The 19,555-nt window shown below is 39.7% G+C and carries 17 protein-coding genes and 1 pseudogene; 14 read left to right on the forward strand and 4 right to left on the reverse strand.

The window, feature by feature from the left end:
- Positions 1–189, forward strand: a pseudogene (locus Q0037_RS06335) (SRPBCC family protein); the annotation flags it as partial.
- Between the two features lie 32 nt (positions 190–221).
- Here the strand turns inward: Q0037_RS06335 and Q0037_RS06340 are convergent.
- Positions 222–953: a biotin--[acetyl-CoA-carboxylase] ligase gene (locus Q0037_RS06340; protein WP_297516786.1), complete on the reverse strand. Its 732-nt coding sequence runs from the start codon at positions 951–953 to the stop codon at positions 222–224.
- A gap of 95 nt (positions 954–1,048) precedes the next feature.
- Here Q0037_RS06340 and rsfS point away from each other — a divergent pair, with 95 nt between their 5' ends.
- The 11 genes from rsfS (at position 1,049) to Q0037_RS06395 (ending at position 13,139) form a co-directional block, all read left to right on the forward strand.
- Entirely contained in the window at positions 1,049–1,420 is a 372-nt protein-coding gene (rsfS, locus tag Q0037_RS06345; RefSeq protein ID WP_073364589.1) for a ribosome silencing factor, read from the forward strand.
- A gap of 20 nt (positions 1,421–1,440) precedes the next feature.
- Positions 1,441–3,369 carry an ATP-dependent zinc metalloprotease FtsH gene (gene ftsH, locus Q0037_RS06350; protein WP_297516789.1) on the forward strand — a complete coding sequence of 643 codons (1,929 nt, stop codon included), beginning with the start codon at positions 1,441–1,443 and terminating at the stop codon, positions 3,367–3,369.
- Positions 3,370–3,475: 106 nt separating this feature from the next.
- Positions 3,476–4,075: a lactate utilization protein B/C gene (locus Q0037_RS06355; protein ID WP_297516791.1), complete on the forward strand. Its 600-nt coding sequence runs from the start codon at positions 3,476–3,478 to the stop codon at positions 4,073–4,075.
- Between the two features lie 2 nt (positions 4,076–4,077).
- On the forward strand, positions 4,078–4,902 hold the full coding sequence (locus Q0037_RS06360) for a phosphatidate cytidylyltransferase (protein WP_297516793.1): 825 nt from the start codon (positions 4,078–4,080) through the stop codon (positions 4,900–4,902).
- Positions 4,892–5,551 (forward strand): phosphatidylserine decarboxylase family protein, encoded by a 660-nt coding sequence (locus tag Q0037_RS06365; protein WP_297516795.1) that lies wholly within the window; start codon positions 4,892–4,894, stop codon positions 5,549–5,551. Before Q0037_RS06360 ends, Q0037_RS06365 begins: the two co-directional genes overlap by 11 nt.
- A complete protein-coding gene (locus tag Q0037_RS06370; RefSeq protein ID WP_297516796.1) occupies positions 5,544–5,822 on the forward strand; it encodes an acyl-CoA-binding protein in 279 nt (92 codons plus the stop codon). Before Q0037_RS06365 ends, Q0037_RS06370 begins: the two co-directional genes overlap by 8 nt.
- Entirely contained in the window at positions 5,822–6,589 is a 768-nt protein-coding gene (locus Q0037_RS06375; protein WP_297516798.1) for a superoxide dismutase, read from the forward strand. The genes Q0037_RS06370 and Q0037_RS06375 overlap by 1 nt, the downstream gene beginning before the upstream one ends.
- A 150-nt stretch (positions 6,590–6,739) precedes the next feature.
- Positions 6,740–7,927, forward strand: coding sequence for an FIST signal transduction protein (locus Q0037_RS06380; RefSeq protein ID WP_297516800.1), 1,188 nt, complete (start codon positions 6,740–6,742; stop codon positions 7,925–7,927).
- A 21-nt stretch (positions 7,928–7,948) separates the two neighbouring features.
- Positions 7,949–10,453, forward strand: a complete 2,505-nt coding sequence (locus tag Q0037_RS06385; protein WP_297516802.1) for a PAS domain-containing protein — start codon at positions 7,949–7,951, stop codon at positions 10,451–10,453.
- A 30-nt stretch (positions 10,454–10,483) separates the two neighbouring features.
- The gene (locus Q0037_RS06390) at positions 10,484–10,864 is read left to right on the forward strand and encodes a response regulator (RefSeq protein ID WP_297516803.1); all 381 of its coding nucleotides are present in this window, start codon (positions 10,484–10,486) and stop codon (positions 10,862–10,864) included.
- A gap of 49 nt (positions 10,865–10,913) precedes the next feature.
- Entirely contained in the window at positions 10,914–13,139 is a 2,226-nt protein-coding gene (locus Q0037_RS06395; RefSeq protein WP_297516805.1) for a M20/M25/M40 family metallo-hydrolase, read from the forward strand.
- A gap of 68 nt (positions 13,140–13,207) precedes the next feature.
- Here Q0037_RS06395 and Q0037_RS06400 read toward each other — a convergent pair whose 3' ends face one another.
- Positions 13,208–15,835, reverse strand: coding sequence for a valine--tRNA ligase (locus Q0037_RS06400; protein ID WP_297516807.1), 2,628 nt, complete (start codon positions 15,833–15,835; stop codon positions 13,208–13,210).
- A gap of 266 nt (positions 15,836–16,101) precedes the next feature.
- Here Q0037_RS06400 and Q0037_RS06405 point away from each other — a divergent pair, with 266 nt between their 5' ends.
- Entirely contained in the window at positions 16,102–16,539 is a 438-nt protein-coding gene (locus Q0037_RS06405) for a DUF1573 domain-containing protein (protein WP_297516809.1), read from the forward strand.
- A gap of 27 nt (positions 16,540–16,566) precedes the next feature.
- Here the strand turns inward: Q0037_RS06405 and Q0037_RS06410 are convergent, their stop codons facing one another.
- A complete protein-coding gene (locus Q0037_RS06410) occupies positions 16,567–17,901 on the reverse strand; it encodes an aspartyl protease family protein (protein WP_297516811.1) in 1,335 nt (444 codons plus the stop codon).
- Between the two features lie 103 nt (positions 17,902–18,004).
- On the opposite strand from Q0037_RS06410, the gene Q0037_RS06415 reads away from it, so the two are divergent.
- Positions 18,005–19,201: a pyridoxal phosphate-dependent aminotransferase gene (locus tag Q0037_RS06415; RefSeq protein ID WP_297516813.1), complete on the forward strand. Its 1,197-nt coding sequence runs from the start codon at positions 18,005–18,007 to the stop codon at positions 19,199–19,201.
- 15 nt (positions 19,202–19,216) lie between these two features.
- Here the strand turns inward: Q0037_RS06415 and Q0037_RS06420 are convergent, their stop codons facing one another.
- Positions 19,217–19,381, reverse strand: a complete 165-nt coding sequence (locus tag Q0037_RS06420; RefSeq protein WP_297516815.1) for a hypothetical protein — start codon at positions 19,379–19,381, stop codon at positions 19,217–19,219.
- Positions 19,382–19,555 lie beyond the last annotated feature (174 nt).

A 19,555-nucleotide genomic window follows, 5' to 3' on the forward strand; every position in this document is an offset into this window, starting at 1 on the left:
ATCAAATTAGGGGCTGCAAGCGACAAAGTACCTTTTACCTTAATCGCCAATATCGAATCTACTGGAGCTGAAACTGCAGCAGTGCAGTTGCAATTTGAAGGCGAATTCAATGCAATGATGGCAATGATGGTTAAAGGGCCTATCACCAAATTTCTGGAAACACTCTCCTCCAATATGGGGAAATTATAAAAAATAGAAAACCGACTACTCCGTCGGTTTTTTTAATACAATAACTGGATTTCTTTCACGTCAAAATGACGAATCGTCTGCCATTGATCTTCAAGAACCAATTGCCCTTCAAGCGTAACTTCTAGAATCTTTCCCATAAACCGTTGTCCATTGGGCAATTCAAACGCAGAAGGCACCCCTTTTCGAAATAAATGGTCATGGTAAAAACCCCACATCAACTCAACTTCTTGTCGAACCACATTGGGATAGTTGGCTTGACATTCGGCGATAATTTCCTGAGCAAGTTGTTCGATATCATAGGATTGTTGCGAAACGGTATAAAGTGAAGTCGCTTTGGGTAAATCCTTGAAGTCTTTTTGATGTACATTGAGTCCGATACCTACAATAGCCTCCCAAGACTGGTCTGATTTAATCAAATTCTCAATCAATATACCCCCTAACTTTTGATTACCTGACAAAATGTCGTTGGGCCATTTGATGCTCAAATCCGGAATATGATAGCGTTGCAACACCATCAAAAGACTGGTGGCAATAGCCACATTAAGATGAAAAACTGCTTTGGTAGGGACTTGATTATTTTGAATCAATACACTCATTATCAAATTACTACCTGGTTCCGAAATCCAACGAGCCCCACGTTGCCCCTTGCCGTTAGTTTGATTTTGCGCAAGTACCGTAGTAAAATTTTCTAGCTGTTTAGAACGTGTCAATGCTTTTAAAAAATCATTGGTCGAATCTGTGGCATCGAGTTTGATTAACTGCATAGGACAAGAGGGTAAATTTTCGGATTTAAACTTCTGTTAAGCCTCAAAAATAATGACAAAAAACAATACCTTTGCAAAATAAGAAGCAGTTTTAAATGATAAAAAAAGAAGTGAGTACTGATGTCCTATTGGCGGGCATTATAAAAGGAATCGAAGAAGTAAAAGGAAACGAGATCGACCTTTTAGATTTAAGAGAAATTGACACGGCAGTTTGTGATTATTTTGTTTTGTGTACAGGCTCCTCCAATACACAAGTGAATGCAATAGTAAATTCAATTCAAAAAGTTGTTTCAAAAGAATTTAAAGAAAAACCTTGGCATGTAGAAGGAACTGAGAATGGTGAATGGGTATTGATGGATTATGTTTCTATTGTGGTCCATGTTTTTCAAAAAGAGCCTCGTGAATACTATAACATTGAAGGATTGTGGGGGGATGCCAAAATGACCCGAATTGAAACTCAATACTAAAAAAAGGAACCCAAAAAATTATGTCTGAAGATAAAAAACCTAACGGTATAAAATTTAGCCCCTGGTGGATTACAGGCGCCATCTTATTCATGCTCATTGCATTAAATATGATTGGAGGCTCCACCATTCAAGATTATTCCAAAATAAGTATCTCGCAGTTTGACGATATGTTAAAACGCGGAGAAGTTCAAAAAGTAATTGTTTTTAACAAAACCAAAGCAGAGGCCTACCTTACCGAAAAAGCACTCAAAGAAAAAAAGCACCAAAAAGTAGCTAAAGATGTGTTTGGTTCAATCAACAAAGGACCGCATTACACATTTGACATTGGGAATGATGAACTTTTTCAAAAAGAATTGGCAGAAGCTGTAAAAAAGAAGCAATTAGTTTCCTATGATTTTCAACAAAAAAGTGATTGGTCTGAATACTTTTTTAACTTTTTACCCCTTATCATTCTCATTGGTGTTTGGTTGTATTTTATGCGACGTATGGCATCAGGAGGCGCTGGCGGTGGTGGCGGACAAATTTTCAACATTGGAAAATCGAAAGCGCGTTTATTTGATGAAAAGAATGATGTTAAAGTCACTTTTAAAGATGTGGCTGGATTGGAAGGCGCCAAAGAAGAAGTTCAAGAGATTGTTGAGTTTTTAAAGAATCCTGAAAAATATACTGCCTTGGGCGGTAAAATACCAAAAGGAGCCTTGCTTGTAGGGCCTCCTGGAACAGGAAAAACTTTGTTAGCTAAAGCGGTGGCTGGAGAGGCCAAGGTACCCTTTTTCTCCCTTTCGGGTTCTGACTTTGTAGAAATGTTTGTGGGGGTTGGAGCTTCACGTGTTCGTGATTTGTTTAAACAAGCCAAAGACAAATCTCCTGCCATAATATTTATTGACGAAATTGATGCTGTGGGTCGCGCCCGTGGAAAAAATAATTTTTCAGGGTCCAATGACGAACGTGAAAATACGCTCAACCAATTACTAACAGAAATGGATGGTTTCGGAACCAATACGCACGTCATTGTGTTGGCAGCGACCAACCGGGCTGATATTCTCGATAAGGCATTGATGCGAGCAGGTCGTTTCGACCGACAGATATATGTTGATTTACCGGACATTCGCGAACGTAAAGAAATTTTTGAAGTGCATCTTACTCCTTTGAAAAAAGCAGATGATTTAGATACAGAATTCTTAGCAAAACAAACGCCAGGTTTTTCAGGGGCTGACATTGCCAATGTGTGTAATGAAGCGGCTTTGATCGCGGCTCGTAAAAATAAATCACAGGTAGAACGCCAAGACTTTTTGGATGCTGTTGACCGAATTGTTGGGGGATTAGAAAAGAAAAACAAGATCGTTACCCCTGAGGAAAAGCGAGCTATTGCTGTTCACGAAGCGGGTCATGCCACCGTGAGTTGGATGCTCGAACACGCAGCGCCGCTTATCAAAGTAACTATCGTTCCCCGAGGACAAAGTTTAGGAGCGGCTTGGTATCTGCCAGAAGAGCGATTGATTGTGCGACCCAACCAAATGTTGGATGAAATGTGTGCAACTATGGGAGGCCGTGCTGCCGAGGAAGTTGTTTTTGACATTATATCTACAGGTGCGCTTTCCGACTTGGAGAAAGTGACACGTCAAGCTCGAGCAATGGTGACAATTTACGGATTGAATGATAAAATTGGAAATATCACCTATTACGATTCCAGTGGTCAATCGGAGTACAATTTCAGCAAACCGTATTCAGAAGAAACCGCTGTTTTGATTGACAAAGAAATTTCCGCTTTGGTAGAAGGTCAATACCAACGCGCCATTAAATTACTAAAAGAAAATAAAGAAAAATTACTTCAATTGGCTGATATTTTAATTGAAAAAGAAGTGATTTTTAAAGATGACTTGGAGGCTATTTTTGGCAAGCGTCCCTTTGAAGAAATACACACGTTGACCGAAGAAAATCCTTCATAACTTCTTTTTAACAAAATTTTAAAAAATCTTAATTCATTAACGGTTTTGAATTAAGATTTTTTTATCTTTGGAATAGTCCAACTTTTTAAAGAAGAACATCCAATATATGAGTCTTTTCAGAAAAATATTTGGTTCCGGTCATGAAGGTTCCGAAGAGGAAAGTCAAAGCGAATACAACTCGCCTAAACCTTCTAATTTACCTATAGACGAGCAATTTACTTTCAATTTTAAAAAAAATGGAGGGAAGTTCATCTATTGTGAAAACTTAGCAGAAGTCAAAGAACAGTTTGAAAATATATTAGAAGAAAATGACTGGTTTGAAAAAGAAGTTTTGTGTTTTGAATCCAAACTTTTTAGTCTTTTGGAGGAAAATCGCCTTCCCCATCAAACGGTAAGCCAACCTTCCTTCTTTTTTGCCAGTTGCGAAAATTTAATCGCAGATGAAGGCTCTGTTTTGTTTTCTTCTAATCAAATTAAACAAAAAAAACCTAACGAACTTCCCGATAATATTGTAATCCTTGCCACAACCAGTCAAATTTTAGAATCAAAAAGTGACGGTTTACGGATGATTAAAAAGAAATACGACAAAGAATACCCAACCAATATTACGACCATTAAATACTTTGAAAAAGCGCAGGAAGAGGACTTTCTAACGTATGGAAGTTGTCACAAAAACCTCTATTTGTTGCTTTTAGAAGATTTGTAATCATGAGTGAATCCCTCACCCGATTCCTATCAGGTATCGTTTATGTAACGTTGTTGCTGGGCGCTACTTCCTACTCTATGGATAGTTTTTTTATCCTGTTTGGACTTTTCATGCTTATTGCAATTTATGAGTTTTGTGGATTGGTGCATATCAATCGAATCGCTCCTTTGATTATTGGTACTGTTGCCTTTTATTGGGCGTCTCAATTTCGAACCAATAAAACTAACGACATTTTACTCCTCATTGTCACTCTTTTCATTTCCATCAAATGCTTATTGCTTCTGTTTAATTTCAAAAAAGAACACATCGGAGTCTGGTCACGCTATCTTTTTACCTTAGGTTATGTGATTCTCCCCTTTTTAATTTTAGTGAAAATTCCTTTTTCCAATAATGAATACCGGCCAAAAATTATCATTAGTATTTTCTTGTTGATTTGGACAAACGACACTTTTGCTTACATTATTGGAAAATCAATCGGAAAACATAAGTTGTTGGAGAAAATTTCACCCAAAAAAACAATTGAAGGTTTTCTTGGTGGGATGGTATTTACAATTCTTGTGGGCTACCTTATTTCACGGTTTTATTTTCAACCCAAACCTGAGTATGCCGATACTTCGGTTTTGATTTGGACGGTAAGCGCTGCGATTATTAGTATTTTCAGTACTTTAGGGGATTTAATTGAATCCAAATTTAAGCGTATCGCCGGAGTTAAAGACAGCGGCAAAATTATGCCGGGACATGGAGGTATTTTAGATCGCTTAGATAGTATTATATTTGTAACGCCCTTTGTATTTTTGTTTTACCAAATTTTAGATTATGTTTCATAAAGAAGGTGCCAAAATCATCTTAATCGCAACGTTTAGTTTTACGGTTCTATTACTCGGATCACCGCATGTAATTTCAAACCCTTGGATCCTTAAATCAGTGCAATTAGTTTTGCTTTTTTTACTGATTATGGTCTTGCAGTTTTTCCGAAATCCCAAACGTCCATTAGAGGTTAATGATTATCAAATTGTGGCTCCTGTAGACGGAAAAGTGGTGGTGATAGAAGAAGTCTTCGAAGCCGAATATTTTAAAGATAAACGCCTGCAAGTTTCCATTTTCATGTCGCCGATCAATGTTCATGTAACACGCTACTGTTCAAGTGGAAAAGTCAAATACAGTAAATACCACCCTGGTAAGTATTTGGTAGCTTGGGATCCAAAATCCAGTACTGAAAATGAGCGCACAACCGTTGTTATAGAGAACCGTATTTTCGGCGAAATTCTGTATCGCCAAATTGCAGGAGCGCTTGCCAAACGTATTGTCAATTATGCCGAAGAAGGCATGACCGTGCGTCAAGGCGCTGATGCAGGATTTATTAAATTTGGTTCACGGGTTGATATTTATCTTCCCTTAGGAACTGAAGTAAACGTTAAACTCGGTCAAAAAGCTATAGGTAATCAAACGATTATTGCTGTAAAAAAACATGGATAATCTCCCATTGGAAGAACGTTTCGATGAAGCGGTTGACATTGCCAACACAATGTCACAAGCTTCCCTGCCCCAAGATGTGCAGTTGCGTTTGTATGCCTTATACAAACAATCTACTTTGGGAAGGGCTACGCATCGATTTGTGTATCCACAAGATTTGCGAAATGCATTTAAAATGAATGCTTGGATTCAAATAAACCATCTCTCACAAGACGAAGCCAAAGAACAATACATTCAAGCGATCATGGAATTGGCGCAAAAAAAAAGTAAGTAATGAAACAGTATGTACTCTTTTTGGGATGTTTTCTCATTTTTTCCTTAGCGTCTTGTAAACGGAAAAAATACACCGAAGTCGTTGAAGTTCCACTACCCTCCAAAGAACAAAAAGTTATCCTTGGGGTACCGGAAGAAGTAAAAGCCCAAGAAGGCGCTTTTGAATTGGTTAAACTCCCTTTCGGTTACGATGCACTCCAACCTGACATCGATGCGTTGACCATGGAAACACATTATTCCAAACATTACCTTACCTATACCAACAACCTAAATCAGCTGCTTAGCGGTACCGATTTAGAACCGTTGCCCATGAGCGAAATTTTCAAAAAACTCGATGTTTCCAATATTGATTTAAAAAATAACCTCGGGGGGTATTACAACCATAGTTTGTATTTTGAAATCTTAACCTCCAAAGGACAAACCCAACCCAAAGATACTTTGGCCGCTACTATCGATCGGGATTTTGGATCGTTTGATAACTTTAAGAATCAATTTATCGATGCTACCGGGAAGGTTTTTGGTTCGGGTTGGACATGGTTAATTGTCAATAAATCTGGAAAACTTGATATCACGAATACGACCAACCAAGATAATCCATTAATGCCTCGTGCGGAAATTCCTGGAAAACCCATTTTAGGAATTGATCTTTGGGAACATGCCTACTATTTGGAGTATCAAAATCGTCGAAAAAAATATGTTGAAAATATTTTCAAACATATTAATTGGGAAAAAGTAGCTGAAAAATTTGAAGAAGCTACCGAGCAATAGCTTCTTCATCTACAGGTAAACAATTTTCGTCGCTAACAAACATTACTTTCATTGATAATACAAATTTATCTATTGTAAAAATAGTACATTTAATATGCCGCTTAATGAACTCGACATCAGGGTTCTTTTTACCAATATTAATCTACTACTATGCTACAATTTTATTCCGCATCTACTCGTATTGTAAACACAAAAAGAAGTGTTACTGAATGTTTAGAAATTGCACTTGGTGAACAGCTTAATGAAGCTTCACTACTCATCTTTAATGCCTCTGTGGGGCATGATTTTAAAGATTTTATTGAACAAGCAAATGAAATGGCCCCACATGCGCACATCGTAGCAGCCTCTTGTTGTGGGGTCGTAGGTCGAGAGGGAGTGAGTGAATCCATGAAAGATATGGCATTAATGGCCATTACAGGAGATGAATTTGCACTTTCAGGCAGTTCATCAATTTATGGCCATAACTCGTATGACGAATGTGTCAAAATGGCCAAAGCCTTACAAGCTCAAAAAGCAGGCATAAACATGATTTATTTTATTGCCTCAGGGATTGATATCAATAATTCGGAATGTATTCGTGGATTTGAATCTGTTTTTGGGGAAGAGGTAACTGTATTTGGAGCCACAACTTCCGATAATATGAAAGGCTATGTTAGTTTTCAGGCTTTTGAGCAACAAGTAACCGAACATGGTGCTTTTGCGATCGGATTTTGCGATCCCTCATTAACCATAGATACGCAAGCAACCCATGGATTTATTGCTATTGGTGAACCTATGACAGTGACCAAATCCAACGGACATATCATTGAAGAGTTGAATGGAAAACCCGCTTGGTCCACTTTTCTAGAGCGATTAGGATTGCCTAAAGATGCCGATTGTGGTCACACTATTCCCGTTGGGGCTTTAGCCGAGCTTCTTCCTCCTGAAGTTGCCGAAGAATATGGTAATCAACATATTTTGCGTGTGGTTACTAAGCATGAAGGCGAACATATTTACTATGCCACCACTTGTGAAGAAGGTACCCAACTTTGGTTTACCATACGTGATGAAGAATTGATTTTCAAAGAAATGGATCGTATGGTAGCAACAATGAGCCGTCGTGCTGCTGGAAAAAAACCTGTGGCTGTGTTTCATGCCGACTGTTTAGCACGAGGTCGTTATTTAACCAATCGTGTATTGAAAGAAGAACTGGTATACCAAATGCAAACTCCCTTTTACTCGGATGCAGTATGCCCCCCTTGGTTGGGCATGTATGGGTTTGGCGAATTTGCACGATTACATGGAAAAAACACCTATCATAATTACACCACTGCACTTTATGTAATCTACAGAAAATAAACAAAAAGCCCCAAATTTACCATGAATACTAACAATGCCATAGGATTACAGCAAGCCTATGAACAGCTGCAACTTCGCGTTACCCGTTTTTCTGCAACGGAACAGAAGTTAATTGCTGCTCAGGACCGTTTGGACCATGAATTGACATTGTACAAACGACTATCCAATTTTAATTCCAAAGCGCTCCAATCCTCGATTATAGAACATCTTGGACAGCTCGCAGTTGAAACTATAGTAGATTTGTTGGAAGTCGAAGCAGCTGTAGTTGTGTTAATGGAACCTGAAACCGGCATTCAAAAACTCTTTACTGAGGGTATGTCTTCACAATTAACCAAATCCGCAAAAAAAAGTGCTTCGCTTTTTCATTTTTTTAAACAACACCTTCCCTTTTCAATATCGCTTTTGGAAGAAAATCAATTGGAACATGTGCCCGAATTAGAGGCGTATGAAAAAGGGGCATTAATTGTCGTTGAAGATGCATTGGCAGGAATTCATATTGGCTGTTTGGGATTAGTGAGTAAACTGAAATCTCCTTTGTACAGCTCGCTAAATCCAACTTTAGAGACGCTTTTTCAAATATTTAGCCAACAATTTCTAGCCCTAACCATTCGATTACAACAGCATTTAAAAATTCAACATCAGTTGGATGAAATCAATAAATCAAAAATGGAGTTGACCAAACTCTCTCTAATAGCAAAAAAAATTAATAACAATGTAATTATAGCAAACAACCATGGGGAAATTGAGTGGGTGAATGATTCATTTGTTAAAACAACGGGATATAAACGCAAAGAAATTATCGGGAAAAAACCCAAAGATTTTTTAAAACGAGCACCCCAATCAGAGTCCGAACACAAACGACTGGTCGAAGCATTACGTGACAAAAAAAATGTAGCTGTTGAATTGATTAATTATACCAAAAATGGAAAACCGTATTATAACCAAATTGAAATAATTCCAGTATTTGATCCATTTGGAAATCATATCAACTTCATTTCGGTCCAAAAAGACATTACAAAAGAAGTTCATGCACCCAATGAAATTTTACGCATTAACAAACGCTTTGAAACGATTGCTGAAAAAGCACAAATCGGTATTTGGGAATGGGAAGCTGAAAGTCAAAAAACCCAATGGAATAGCATTTTAGAGCAGCAATTGCGAATACCGCGAACCTTAGACCCAGTCGATTTTTATCCTTTTTGGAAAAACTGTGTGCATGTAGAAGATCACCATGCTACAGTAGAACGATTGCATAACTTTATGCGTTCTAATAAAAGTCATTTGGAATATGAATACCGCATTCAACCCAGAAATACTAAAGAAACTCGGCATGTAAAAACCCTACTCATTGCCGAACGAACAGCTGAGGGTAAAATTGTTAAACTTATTGGCAGCAATTTAGACATTACTGAAAAGCATGAATCAGAAATGCAATTGGACGCTTTAAAGAAATACTACGAAAGTCTATTCAACCATTCCCCCTCCCAGAAAATTGTACTCGATAAAAATTTGAATGTCGCTTTTATCAATGAATCCTTGCTAAAAATACAACCCGAATGGGAGTCCTTTATAGGAAAAAATATTAGTGAATTAATTCAATTACGACTCAAACGACATCCATTAAAAAATATGCGTCGAATGGCTCAAAAAGTTAATGATGCCATCGATTTAAAAAAACTTATCCATTACACCGATGTTGTCACAACGCCAAACCACAAAACTTGCTACCGATTAATTGATGTTTTCCCATATTTTATTGAGGATACATTGCAATATGTTATTATCAATGGGGTAGATATTTCAGAACTCAAGAAAACACAAAAAACAATTGTTAGTAAAAATCAAGAGCTGCAAAAACTCAACAATGAATTGGATAACTTTGTGTATCGTGTATCGCATGATTTAAGAGCCCCTTTACTATCGATTAAAGGACTCGTCAATCTAATTTTTGCAACAGAAAATTTAGACCCCAATCTAAAAGAATACATTCAACTCATTGATGTTAGTGTAGCCCGACTAGACGATACGATTCAAGAAATTTTGGAATTTTCGAGAAATGCTCGATTGGAAGTTACATACGAACATTTTAATCTAAAAGAAATGATCCATGGAATTTTTGACGATTTACGCTTTATTTCGGATGTTCAAATGGAAATGACTTTTCAAGACAATGGAAGCCCATGGATTACTTCCGATCGATACCGTATGGCAACTTTGTTAAAAAATATTATCGGAAATGCCGTTAAATACCGTAATCGAACCCTTTCAAATCCTGTTGTACGATGCAAACTCACAGAAACCAACCAAAAAATAATCATAGAAGTAGAAGTTAATGGAGAAGGCATAGCACCAGAGCATCTTCCAAAAATTTTTCGAATGTTTTTTAGAGGTTCAAACAGTGCAGTAGGCACCGGACTGGGTCTTTATATCTGTAAAGAAATCACTCAAAAACTTAATGGCGCCCTTGATGTGTATTCTGAATTGGGTAAAGGTTCTCGTTTTTTTATAACACTTAATAAAAAATAATTTACATTTGTAAGAATATATTTATTTTATATGTATTGTATTCTTATTGACGATGATGCTATTTTTAATTACGTTCACGAAAAGACAATACGTAATTTGTGTTCCGACTGTGCTATAAAAACCTATTTATCGAGTCGACAGGCACTCACATTTGTATTAGAAAATATTCATGAAGAAGTAAACAACCAAGCATATATCTTCTTGGATATCAATATGCCTGAATTAACTGGGTTTGAATTTTTGGATGAAGTCATTGCGGTCATACCCGACTTTTTAAACCAATATAATGTATATATCCTCACCTCTTCGCTCAACGACAAAGACAAGCAAAAAGCAGAAACCTATATTGGATTGAAAGGGTATTTAGAAAAACCACTTGACAAAGAGCAATTGATACAAATTTTTGAATAAAGAAGGTTTCAAATGGGTGGTAAATTTTATCTTTGAGAAAAATTAAATCATGCTTCAAAACCGAATTTACCTCCTGTTTTTGGGCTGTGTTGTATCCCTTTTTGGCCAAGAACACAACTTGAAAAATATTCAAAAACTAACTTTTGGCGGCGACAATGCGGAGGCCTATTTTAGTCCTGACAGTCAAAAGCTCACCCTTCAAGTCACCAATAAAGGCTTAGGCGCTGAATGTGATCAAATTTTTAGTTTAAATCTCAACGAAAAAACGTTTTCACCCCAAAGCCTAAAACGCATTTCCAACGGACAAGGAAGAACCACCTGTTCGTACTTTATGCCCGATGGTAAACATATCATTTTTGCTTCGACACATGGTGCGCAAAAGGAATGTCCGGCTCCACCCAAACCACGCGATGGGAAATATTTATGGGCGATTTACCCTGAATTTGATTTGTATATCGCCGATTTAAATGGAAACATTGTCAAACAACTCACCAACACTCCCGGGTATGATGCCGAAGCCGTAGTTTCTCCCGATGGAAAGAAAATTGCTTTTACTTCAACGCGTTCAGGCGATTTGGAACTTTGGACCATGGATATTGACGGTTCAAATTTGAAACAAATTACCTTCGGTTTAGGCTATGATGGCGGAAGTTTTTTTTCGCATGATAGTAAAAAACTAGTTTTCCGAGCTTCCCGACCCAAAACTGAGGCTGAAGTAAGCGAGTACAAAGCACTCCTCCAAGAAAATGTAGTTGCGCCCACCGAAATGGAATTGTATACCTGCAATGCAGACGGCTCCAATTTAAAACAAATCACCCGATTAGGGAAAGCTAACTGGGCACCGTTTTTCCATCCTTCGGATCAAAAAATTATATTCTCTTCCAACCATCATGCGACACGTGGGTACGACTTTCAACTGTACATGATCAATACTGATGGAACCCAATTACGTCAAGTTACTTTTGAAAGCGAATTCAACGCATTTCCCATGTTTTCTCCCAATGGAAAAAAATTAGTTTTTTCGAGCAATCGCCAACAGGAAGCCGCTCGTGAAACCAATGTTTTTATTGCCGATTGGGTCGATACGGATCCCGCCGAATCTATTGACGAGTCCCTACTACAAAAACACATCACCTATTTGGCCTCCGATGCCATGAACGGTCGTTTGGTGGGCTCTAAGGAAGAATTAAAAGCCGCCGAATATTTGGAAAGTCAATTCAAAAAATGGAAACTCAAACCCTATCAAGGAAAATCCTTTTTGATTCCTTTTGAATATACCTACAAAAGCAACCCAAAAGATTCGTTGCATAGCCAAGAGGTGAAAATTAAAGCACATAATGTAGTCGCCTATATAGACAATAAAGCCGCCAAAACCATTGTGATTGGGGCGCATTATGACCATTTGGGTCGCAACGAACACGGCAATTCTACCCAAATGAATTCGCAAGGACAAATTCACAACGGTGCTGATGATAACGCTTCTGGAGTCGCGGGTGTTCTTGAATTGGCTCGAATGGTATCCCAAAACAAGACTACGGAAAAGGCCAACTATATTTTTGCCTTATTTTCTGGAGAAGAAGACGGATTAATCGGGTCAAAAGCGCTAGCAGACATCATCAAAGCGCAAACACCCAATGTGGTTACCATGATCAATATGGACATGATTGGTCGCCTGAATGCCTCCAAAGATTTAATCATTGGAGGAACAGGAACGAGTCCCGAATTTCCAAAAATCATCGAGAAAAACAAACCCGCTGGATTTCATGTTACCTTGGAGGAAAGCGGCACCGGACCGACCGACCACACTTCGTTTTATTTGAAAGACATTCCTGTTTTAAATTTCTTTACCGGAACACACAGCGATTACCATAAACCGAGTGACGATGCGGATAAAATCAATTACTACGGAGTTAAAAACATCGTTGAATACGTGTTCCGAATCACGCAAGCCCTTGAAGTGATGGAACAAATTCCGTTTACCAAAACCAAAGTAAATGCCGGGAAAACGCGTCCCAAATACAAAGTAACCATGGGAATCATGCCCGATTATACCGAACACCCTGACGGACTGCATGTCGATGGTGTGACCGATAACCGACCAGCTCAAAAAGCAGGTATTCAGGAAGGTGATGTCATTACCAAAATTGGTACGTTACCGATTAAAGATGTGTATGGCTATATGGAGGCTTTAGCCAAAATCAACCCTGGAGATGAAGTTGAAGTAGTATTTTCAAGAAATGGCGTTTCGCAAACGGCGAAGGTTAAGTTTGAATAAATCATCTATCAAAACAAAAAAAGGAGTACTCTCGATGAAGAATACTCCTTTTTTTTTGCTTAAAATCTTTATTTCAAACCTGCCAAACTCGCCTCAAGCGTGGCAATTTTTGCTAAGGCATCGGTTTCTTTTTTACGCTCCATTTCGATGACTTTCTCAGGAGCACCCGATACAAATTTTGCATTGGATAATTTGGCTTGCACCGATTTCAAAAATCCTTGGGTATACTCCAATTCAGCGGTCAATTTTTCAATCTCAGCAGCAACATCGATGGCACCAGTGACTGGAATAAAGTATTCGTTGGATTTCACGCGATACGATAAGGCGCCCTCTACTTTTTTATTGACATAGGTAATAGAAGAAATATTGGTCAATTTTGCAATGACACTGTCAAAAAATGATGCACTACCCTCTTTGTTGACTACCTTCAATTCAAGGACGTCTTTGAAGGGTATATTTTTGTCTTTGCGCATGGTTCGAATCCCAGAAATAACCTCTTTGGCAAACTCAAAATCATTAACCAATGATGCATCATAAGCAACCGAAGTTGGCCATTGGGCTATGATTAGCGCTTCTTCGGGAGTCCGTGTTTTGATGTATTGCCAAATCTCTTCGGTCAAAAATGGCATGAACGGATGCAATAATTTCAAATTGGTCTCCAAAAGTGCCATCGCTTTATCAAAAGTCATTTGGTCTATAGGTTGTTGATAGCCCGGTTTGATCATTTCAAGGAACCAAGAACAGAAATCATCCCAAAACAACTTATAAATGGCCATCAAGGCGTCAGAGATCCGGTATTTGTCAAAATTATCTTCGATATCCACCAAGGTGTGTTGCAATTTGGCTTCATACCAAGCTATGGCGGCAGTAGAAGATTCGGGTTGAGCAATATCGGCCACTTCCCAACCTTTGATTAAGCGAAATGCATTCCAAATTTTATTGGCAAACGCTTTCCCTTGTTGGCATAATTCTTCATCAAACAAGATATCGTTTCCAGCAGACGCGCTGAGCAACAAGCCCACGCGAACACCATCGGCTCCAAAGCGCTCGATCAATTCCAACGGCTCAGGAGAGTTCCCCAGCGATTTCGACATTTTGCGGCCTTGCTTGTCGCGCACCAATCCCGTCAAATAGACATTGGTAAACGGTTTGGCATCGGCATATTCGTAGCCGGCAATAATCATTCGGGCCACCCAAAAAAACAAAATATCGGGACCCGTAACCAAATCGTTAGTTGGGTAATAATATTTAAAATCTTTATTTTCGGGATTCAAAATACCGCCAAATACCGCCATAGGCCATAACCATGATGAAAACCAGGTATCGAGGGCATCGGCATCTTGGGTGAGTTGGTCAACGGTAAGTGCTGGATTTCCTGTTCTTTTTTGTGCTAAGGCAAGGGCTTCTTCCTTGCTTTCGGCGACTACAAAATCCTCTTTTCCATCGCCATAGTAATACGCGGGGATTTGTTGTCCCCACCACAATTGACGCGAAATATTCCAATCGCGGATGTTTTCCAACCAATGACGGTAGGTATTATTAAATCGCGAAGGGTACAATTTTACTTCTTCGGTTTCAAGTACAGCCTTAATCGCAGGTTTCACCAATTCGTCCATGCGCAAAAACCATTGATCGGATAATCGGGGTTCGATCACCGCTTTGGTGCGCTCAGAGGTTCCTACTTTATTCAAATGGTTTTCGGTTTTCACCAAAGCACCGATAGCTTCCAATTCTAGTGCAATTTCTTCTCGCACTACAAAACGATCTTTTCCGGCATAATGCAATCCAAAGCTATTTAAGCTCGCATCTTCGTTGAAAATATCGATGATTTCCAAATGGTGCCGTTCCCCCAATTCTTTGTCGTTGACATCGTGTGCGGGGGTTACTTTCAAGCAACCGGTTCCAAATTCAGGATCAACATAATCGTCAAAAATAATCGGAATCACCCGGCTACAAATAGGAACAATAGCCTTTTTACCACGCAAATGTTGGTAGCGCTCGTCTTCGGGGTGAATACATATAGCAGTATCTCCCAAAATGGTTTCCGGACGCGTGGTGGCAATGGTTACGTAGTCTTGCGTGCCTTCTATAGCATAGCGCAAATGATATAGCTTTCCTTGGCGTTCTTCGTAAATCACCTCTTCATCGGAAAGGGTGGTTTTGGCTTCGGGATCCCAATTGACCATGCGATAGCCGCGATAGATTAATCCTTTACGGTATAGGTCTACAAACGAATGAATTACAGAAGCCGACATATCGGGATCCATAGTAAACTTGGTGCGACTCCAATCGCAAGAACAGCCCAATTGTTTGAGTTGCTCCAAAATCGTGCCTCCATATTTATCAGTCCAATCCCAAGCGTGTTTCAAGAATTCTTCACGCGTTAAATCGTTTTTTTGAATACCTTCACTTTTCAATTTAGCCACCACTTTGGCTTCAGTAGCAATCGAAGCATGATCGGTACCGGGAACCCAACACGCATTGAACCCTTTCAAGCGCGCGCGACGAATTAATACATCTTGAATCGTATTGTTGAGCATGTGTCCCATGTGCAACACTCCGGTCACGTTAGGTGGAGGAATGACGATAGTATAGGGCTTACGATGATCGGGTTTGGATGTAAAATAGTCGTATTGCATCCAATAGGCATACCACTTTTGTTCGACATCTTGGGCGTTGTACTGTGCTGGAATCATGTGTGTAAAATTTTGAATTGGAATAAAAAACTCCCCTTTTAGCCCCGATAGAGCCGATATCCACGTAACGTAGTGAAGTGATAAAGGCGAAAGCGGGAGGTGATGTGGATAGCACAACCGAAGTTGATGCTCCTTACACCAAAAAACTTTGGTATGTTTTTTGTATCTATGCGGGCAAAAGTACTGAAAATAGTACGTTACGAAAAATTTAAGATTTAAAATTTTGTACCCCAACGGAAAGTAGTAATTTTACAAAAAACAGTGTCATGAAACGATTCTTACCTTATTGTCTTCTTTTTTTTACGGCTTTTGCTATAGCGCAAACGGGGCCAAAAATTGTTTTTAAGGACAAAGATAATACGATAGATTATGGTACGGTCACCAAGGAAACCGACAATGGAGAACGGATTTTTGAGTTCACCAACACAGGCGACCAACCGCTGATTATCAAAAACGTGCAATCGACTTGTGGGTGTACGGTTCCAAGCAAACCCGACCAACCGATTATGCCGGGAAAAACAGGTGAAATTAAGGTGAAATACAACATGAATCCGGGTCCTATTCGCAAAACAATTACTGTGGAAACCAATGCAGTAAATGTAGAAGGCGGAATGGTTGCACTGAAAATCAAAGGAGAAGTAATTGTGAAACAAGAACCGAATCCGCTGGAGAAAAAAACAAATATTCTGATGAATCGATCGTAAATAAACCACCTGCCTCGGCAGGTTTTTTTATGGCAAAAGATCTTTTAAAATCAAGGTAGTCCTGAGGATTTTCCCGTTTCGGATGTACTCAATTTCAACCGTTTTCCCATCGCGCATTTTTAGAAAACCGTTGATTTGATCGAGGGTGAGACTCGTACAGGGATAGTCATTAATTTTATAGAGCTGATCGCCTTTACGCAATCCTGCTTGATCGCTGGGGGAATTCACCCGAACCAATTCTACCACATACGTAGGTCGCAGGACAAATAAAACTTTAATTTGATCATTAATGCGTTGGCCGCTGTTAGAAAATACATTTTTGGCGTAAATCGACTGGGTGGTTAAATCTTTGGTTTCGGTCACCCATTCCAATCCGCTGTGCACGATTTCAAGTCCAGACATATTGTACAAAAAGGGCTCATTGATTTTGGCATTGGGACGAACGTAAATCTTTTGATTGGAATAATCCCAAACCAGATGAAATCGTTTTAAAAGTTCGTTCCCCAGCGAACCATTGCGGCCGTTAATTTGCAGTAAATGCTGAATAAATTCGCCTTTCGGAAAAGCCACCAAAGGCCTTTTGACGCTGAACGGTCCCAGTGCAATAGAATCTATTCGCCCCCGCTTCCCATAAATATCCCCCGACAAGCCCCGACCGAGATAATCATCGACAAAGGGATAGGGTTGAAAAATGAATGCTGGCTGTGAGTTGGGAAACAGCCACGCCACATCGGTATTTCCCGTATCCAACAAATAAAAGGCGGGAGTGACTTTTGATCCCAAAGCGGTCATCGCTTGGAGATAGGGTTTGTTTTGAATGAACGTCAGCGGAATTTCTGCAAAAGGTTCCCGCCGCTTCATGAGTTTGCTGACCTCTTTGGAAAGGGTAATCTTTTGCTTGATATAATCGATACGAACGCTGTACGACTTAAAAAAGTGGTATCCAATAATACCATTAATCGGCATCCCTACGGAGGTAGAAATATTTACCCGTTCATCGAGAATCAGATATAATTTATGTGTCAAATCGGTCATGGGACCAATTTCAAGCCTATTATTTTCAGAGCTGTAGGCATCAATCGCATCCAAGTTCCCGAGGCCGCGTACTTTTACTGCTTCCATTTGATTTAAGCGAACATTATCCGTATCCTCCAAACTAAAAAGTAGTGTATGCTCCACGCCTGTATCGAGCATAAAATTCATAGGAGTTCCGTTTAAAACCACCGGGATTATGATAAGATTTTGAAAAAAGGTAAATGGAATCACGATTTTCTTTCGGTGTTCTGGAAGCTGAAATCCCTCTTGCGCACAAACGTCAAGAACAAGCAATACCAGAAAAAGAAACGTGAGGCGACACTTCATAAGGTAATTTTTCTAAAATTAAAAAAAATAACGCTTTTTACGAGAGCATTAACGTCAAAATCATCTTAAAATTTGCAAATTTGCAGAGCTAAAACAAAATACTATGCCAAAGATTTCGACCAAAGGCCAACAAATGCCCGAATCGCCCATTCGTAAGTTAGTTCCCTACGCAGAAATTGCCAAAAAGAAAGGGGTAAAAGTCTACCACTTAAACATAGGGCAACCCGATATTAAAACGCCCGAAGTAGCTCTGCAAGCGGTTAAAAATGCGGCTATCGAAGTGCTGGAATACAGCCATTCAGCGGGTTTTGAGAGTTACCGCACCAAATTGGCAGCTTCGTACCGCTCGTATGGTCTCCCTGTAGAAACACAGGATATCATCATCACTACCGGAGGTTCGGAAGCCTTGCTTTTTGCCATTGGAAGCACCATGGATGCAGGCGACGAAATCATCATTCCTGAACCGTTTTATGCCAATTATAACGGATTTGCAACGGCGTCGGGTGTCAAAGTCGTTCCGGTCATTTCAACTTTGGAACAAGGCTTTGCCCTTCCTCCTATGGCGGCTTTTGAACAACTTATTACACCCAAAACCAAGGCGATACTTATTTGTAATCCTGGAAATCCTACAGGGTACTTATATTCGCAAGAAGAGATTCAACAACTTGCTGCGATTGTCAAAAAACACGACCTGTTTTTGATAGCAGACGAAGTGTATCGCGAATTTATTTACGATGCCGATGTGCAACACCATTCCGTGCTCAATGTGCCTGGCATCGAAGAAAATGCGATAATGATAGACTCCGTTTCCAAACGCTACAGCATGTGTGGCGCGCGTATTGGCTGCATTGTCTCCAAAAACAAAGAGGTAATGGCAACAGCTATGAAATTTGCTCAAGCACGTTTGAGTCCGCCCACCTACGCCCAAATTGCCAGTGAAGCGGCCCTTGACACACCACAATCGTATTTTGAGGATGTTATCGCCGAATATAAAGACCGTCGGGACATTTTGGTCGAAGGTCTTCAAAAAATTCCCGGGGTAAAAGTCGCCGTACCCAAAGGAGCGTTTTATTGCATTGCGCAACTGCCCGTTACCAACGCCGATGACTTTGCGCAATGGTTACTTGAATCGTATGATTACCAAGGAGAAACCGTTATGGTGGCACCCGCGGCAGGCTTCTACTCGACTCCCGGCGTGGGGTTAAATGAGGTACGTATCGCGTATGTACTTAAAAAAGAGGACCTACAACGGGCCATTGCCATTCTGGACGCGGCGTTAAAAACCTACAACGCTCGCTAAAGTCCAACCCATTGCTTATTGTAAACATCCACCTGCATCGTACTCCCATACCTGCAGGTTTTTTTTATTTTCTATTACCCACATTGCCTCACCTTCCTGCCGGTACTCCAAAGGCGGATAGATAGACAGGCAGGTTGCCCCATTAATCAGGGCGCGCCCCCTCGCAATCTCATTCATCATCCCAATAAAGTTTACCGCCTCGGGGTCGGGTCGTTCGTTGCAATCTTGCCTGCGCAAGCTACGGCAAGGATTTCCACTGCCACCCCTCGCGCGTATTGAAATTATGAATTATGAATTATAAATGATTTTATCCATTCAAACCTGACAACTTCTGTTTTGTAGGAACATAATCTA

The organism is Flavobacterium sp. (genome assembly GCF_027482425.1).
Taxonomy (GTDB): Bacteria; Bacteroidota; Bacteroidia; order Flavobacteriales; family Flavobacteriaceae; genus Flavobacterium.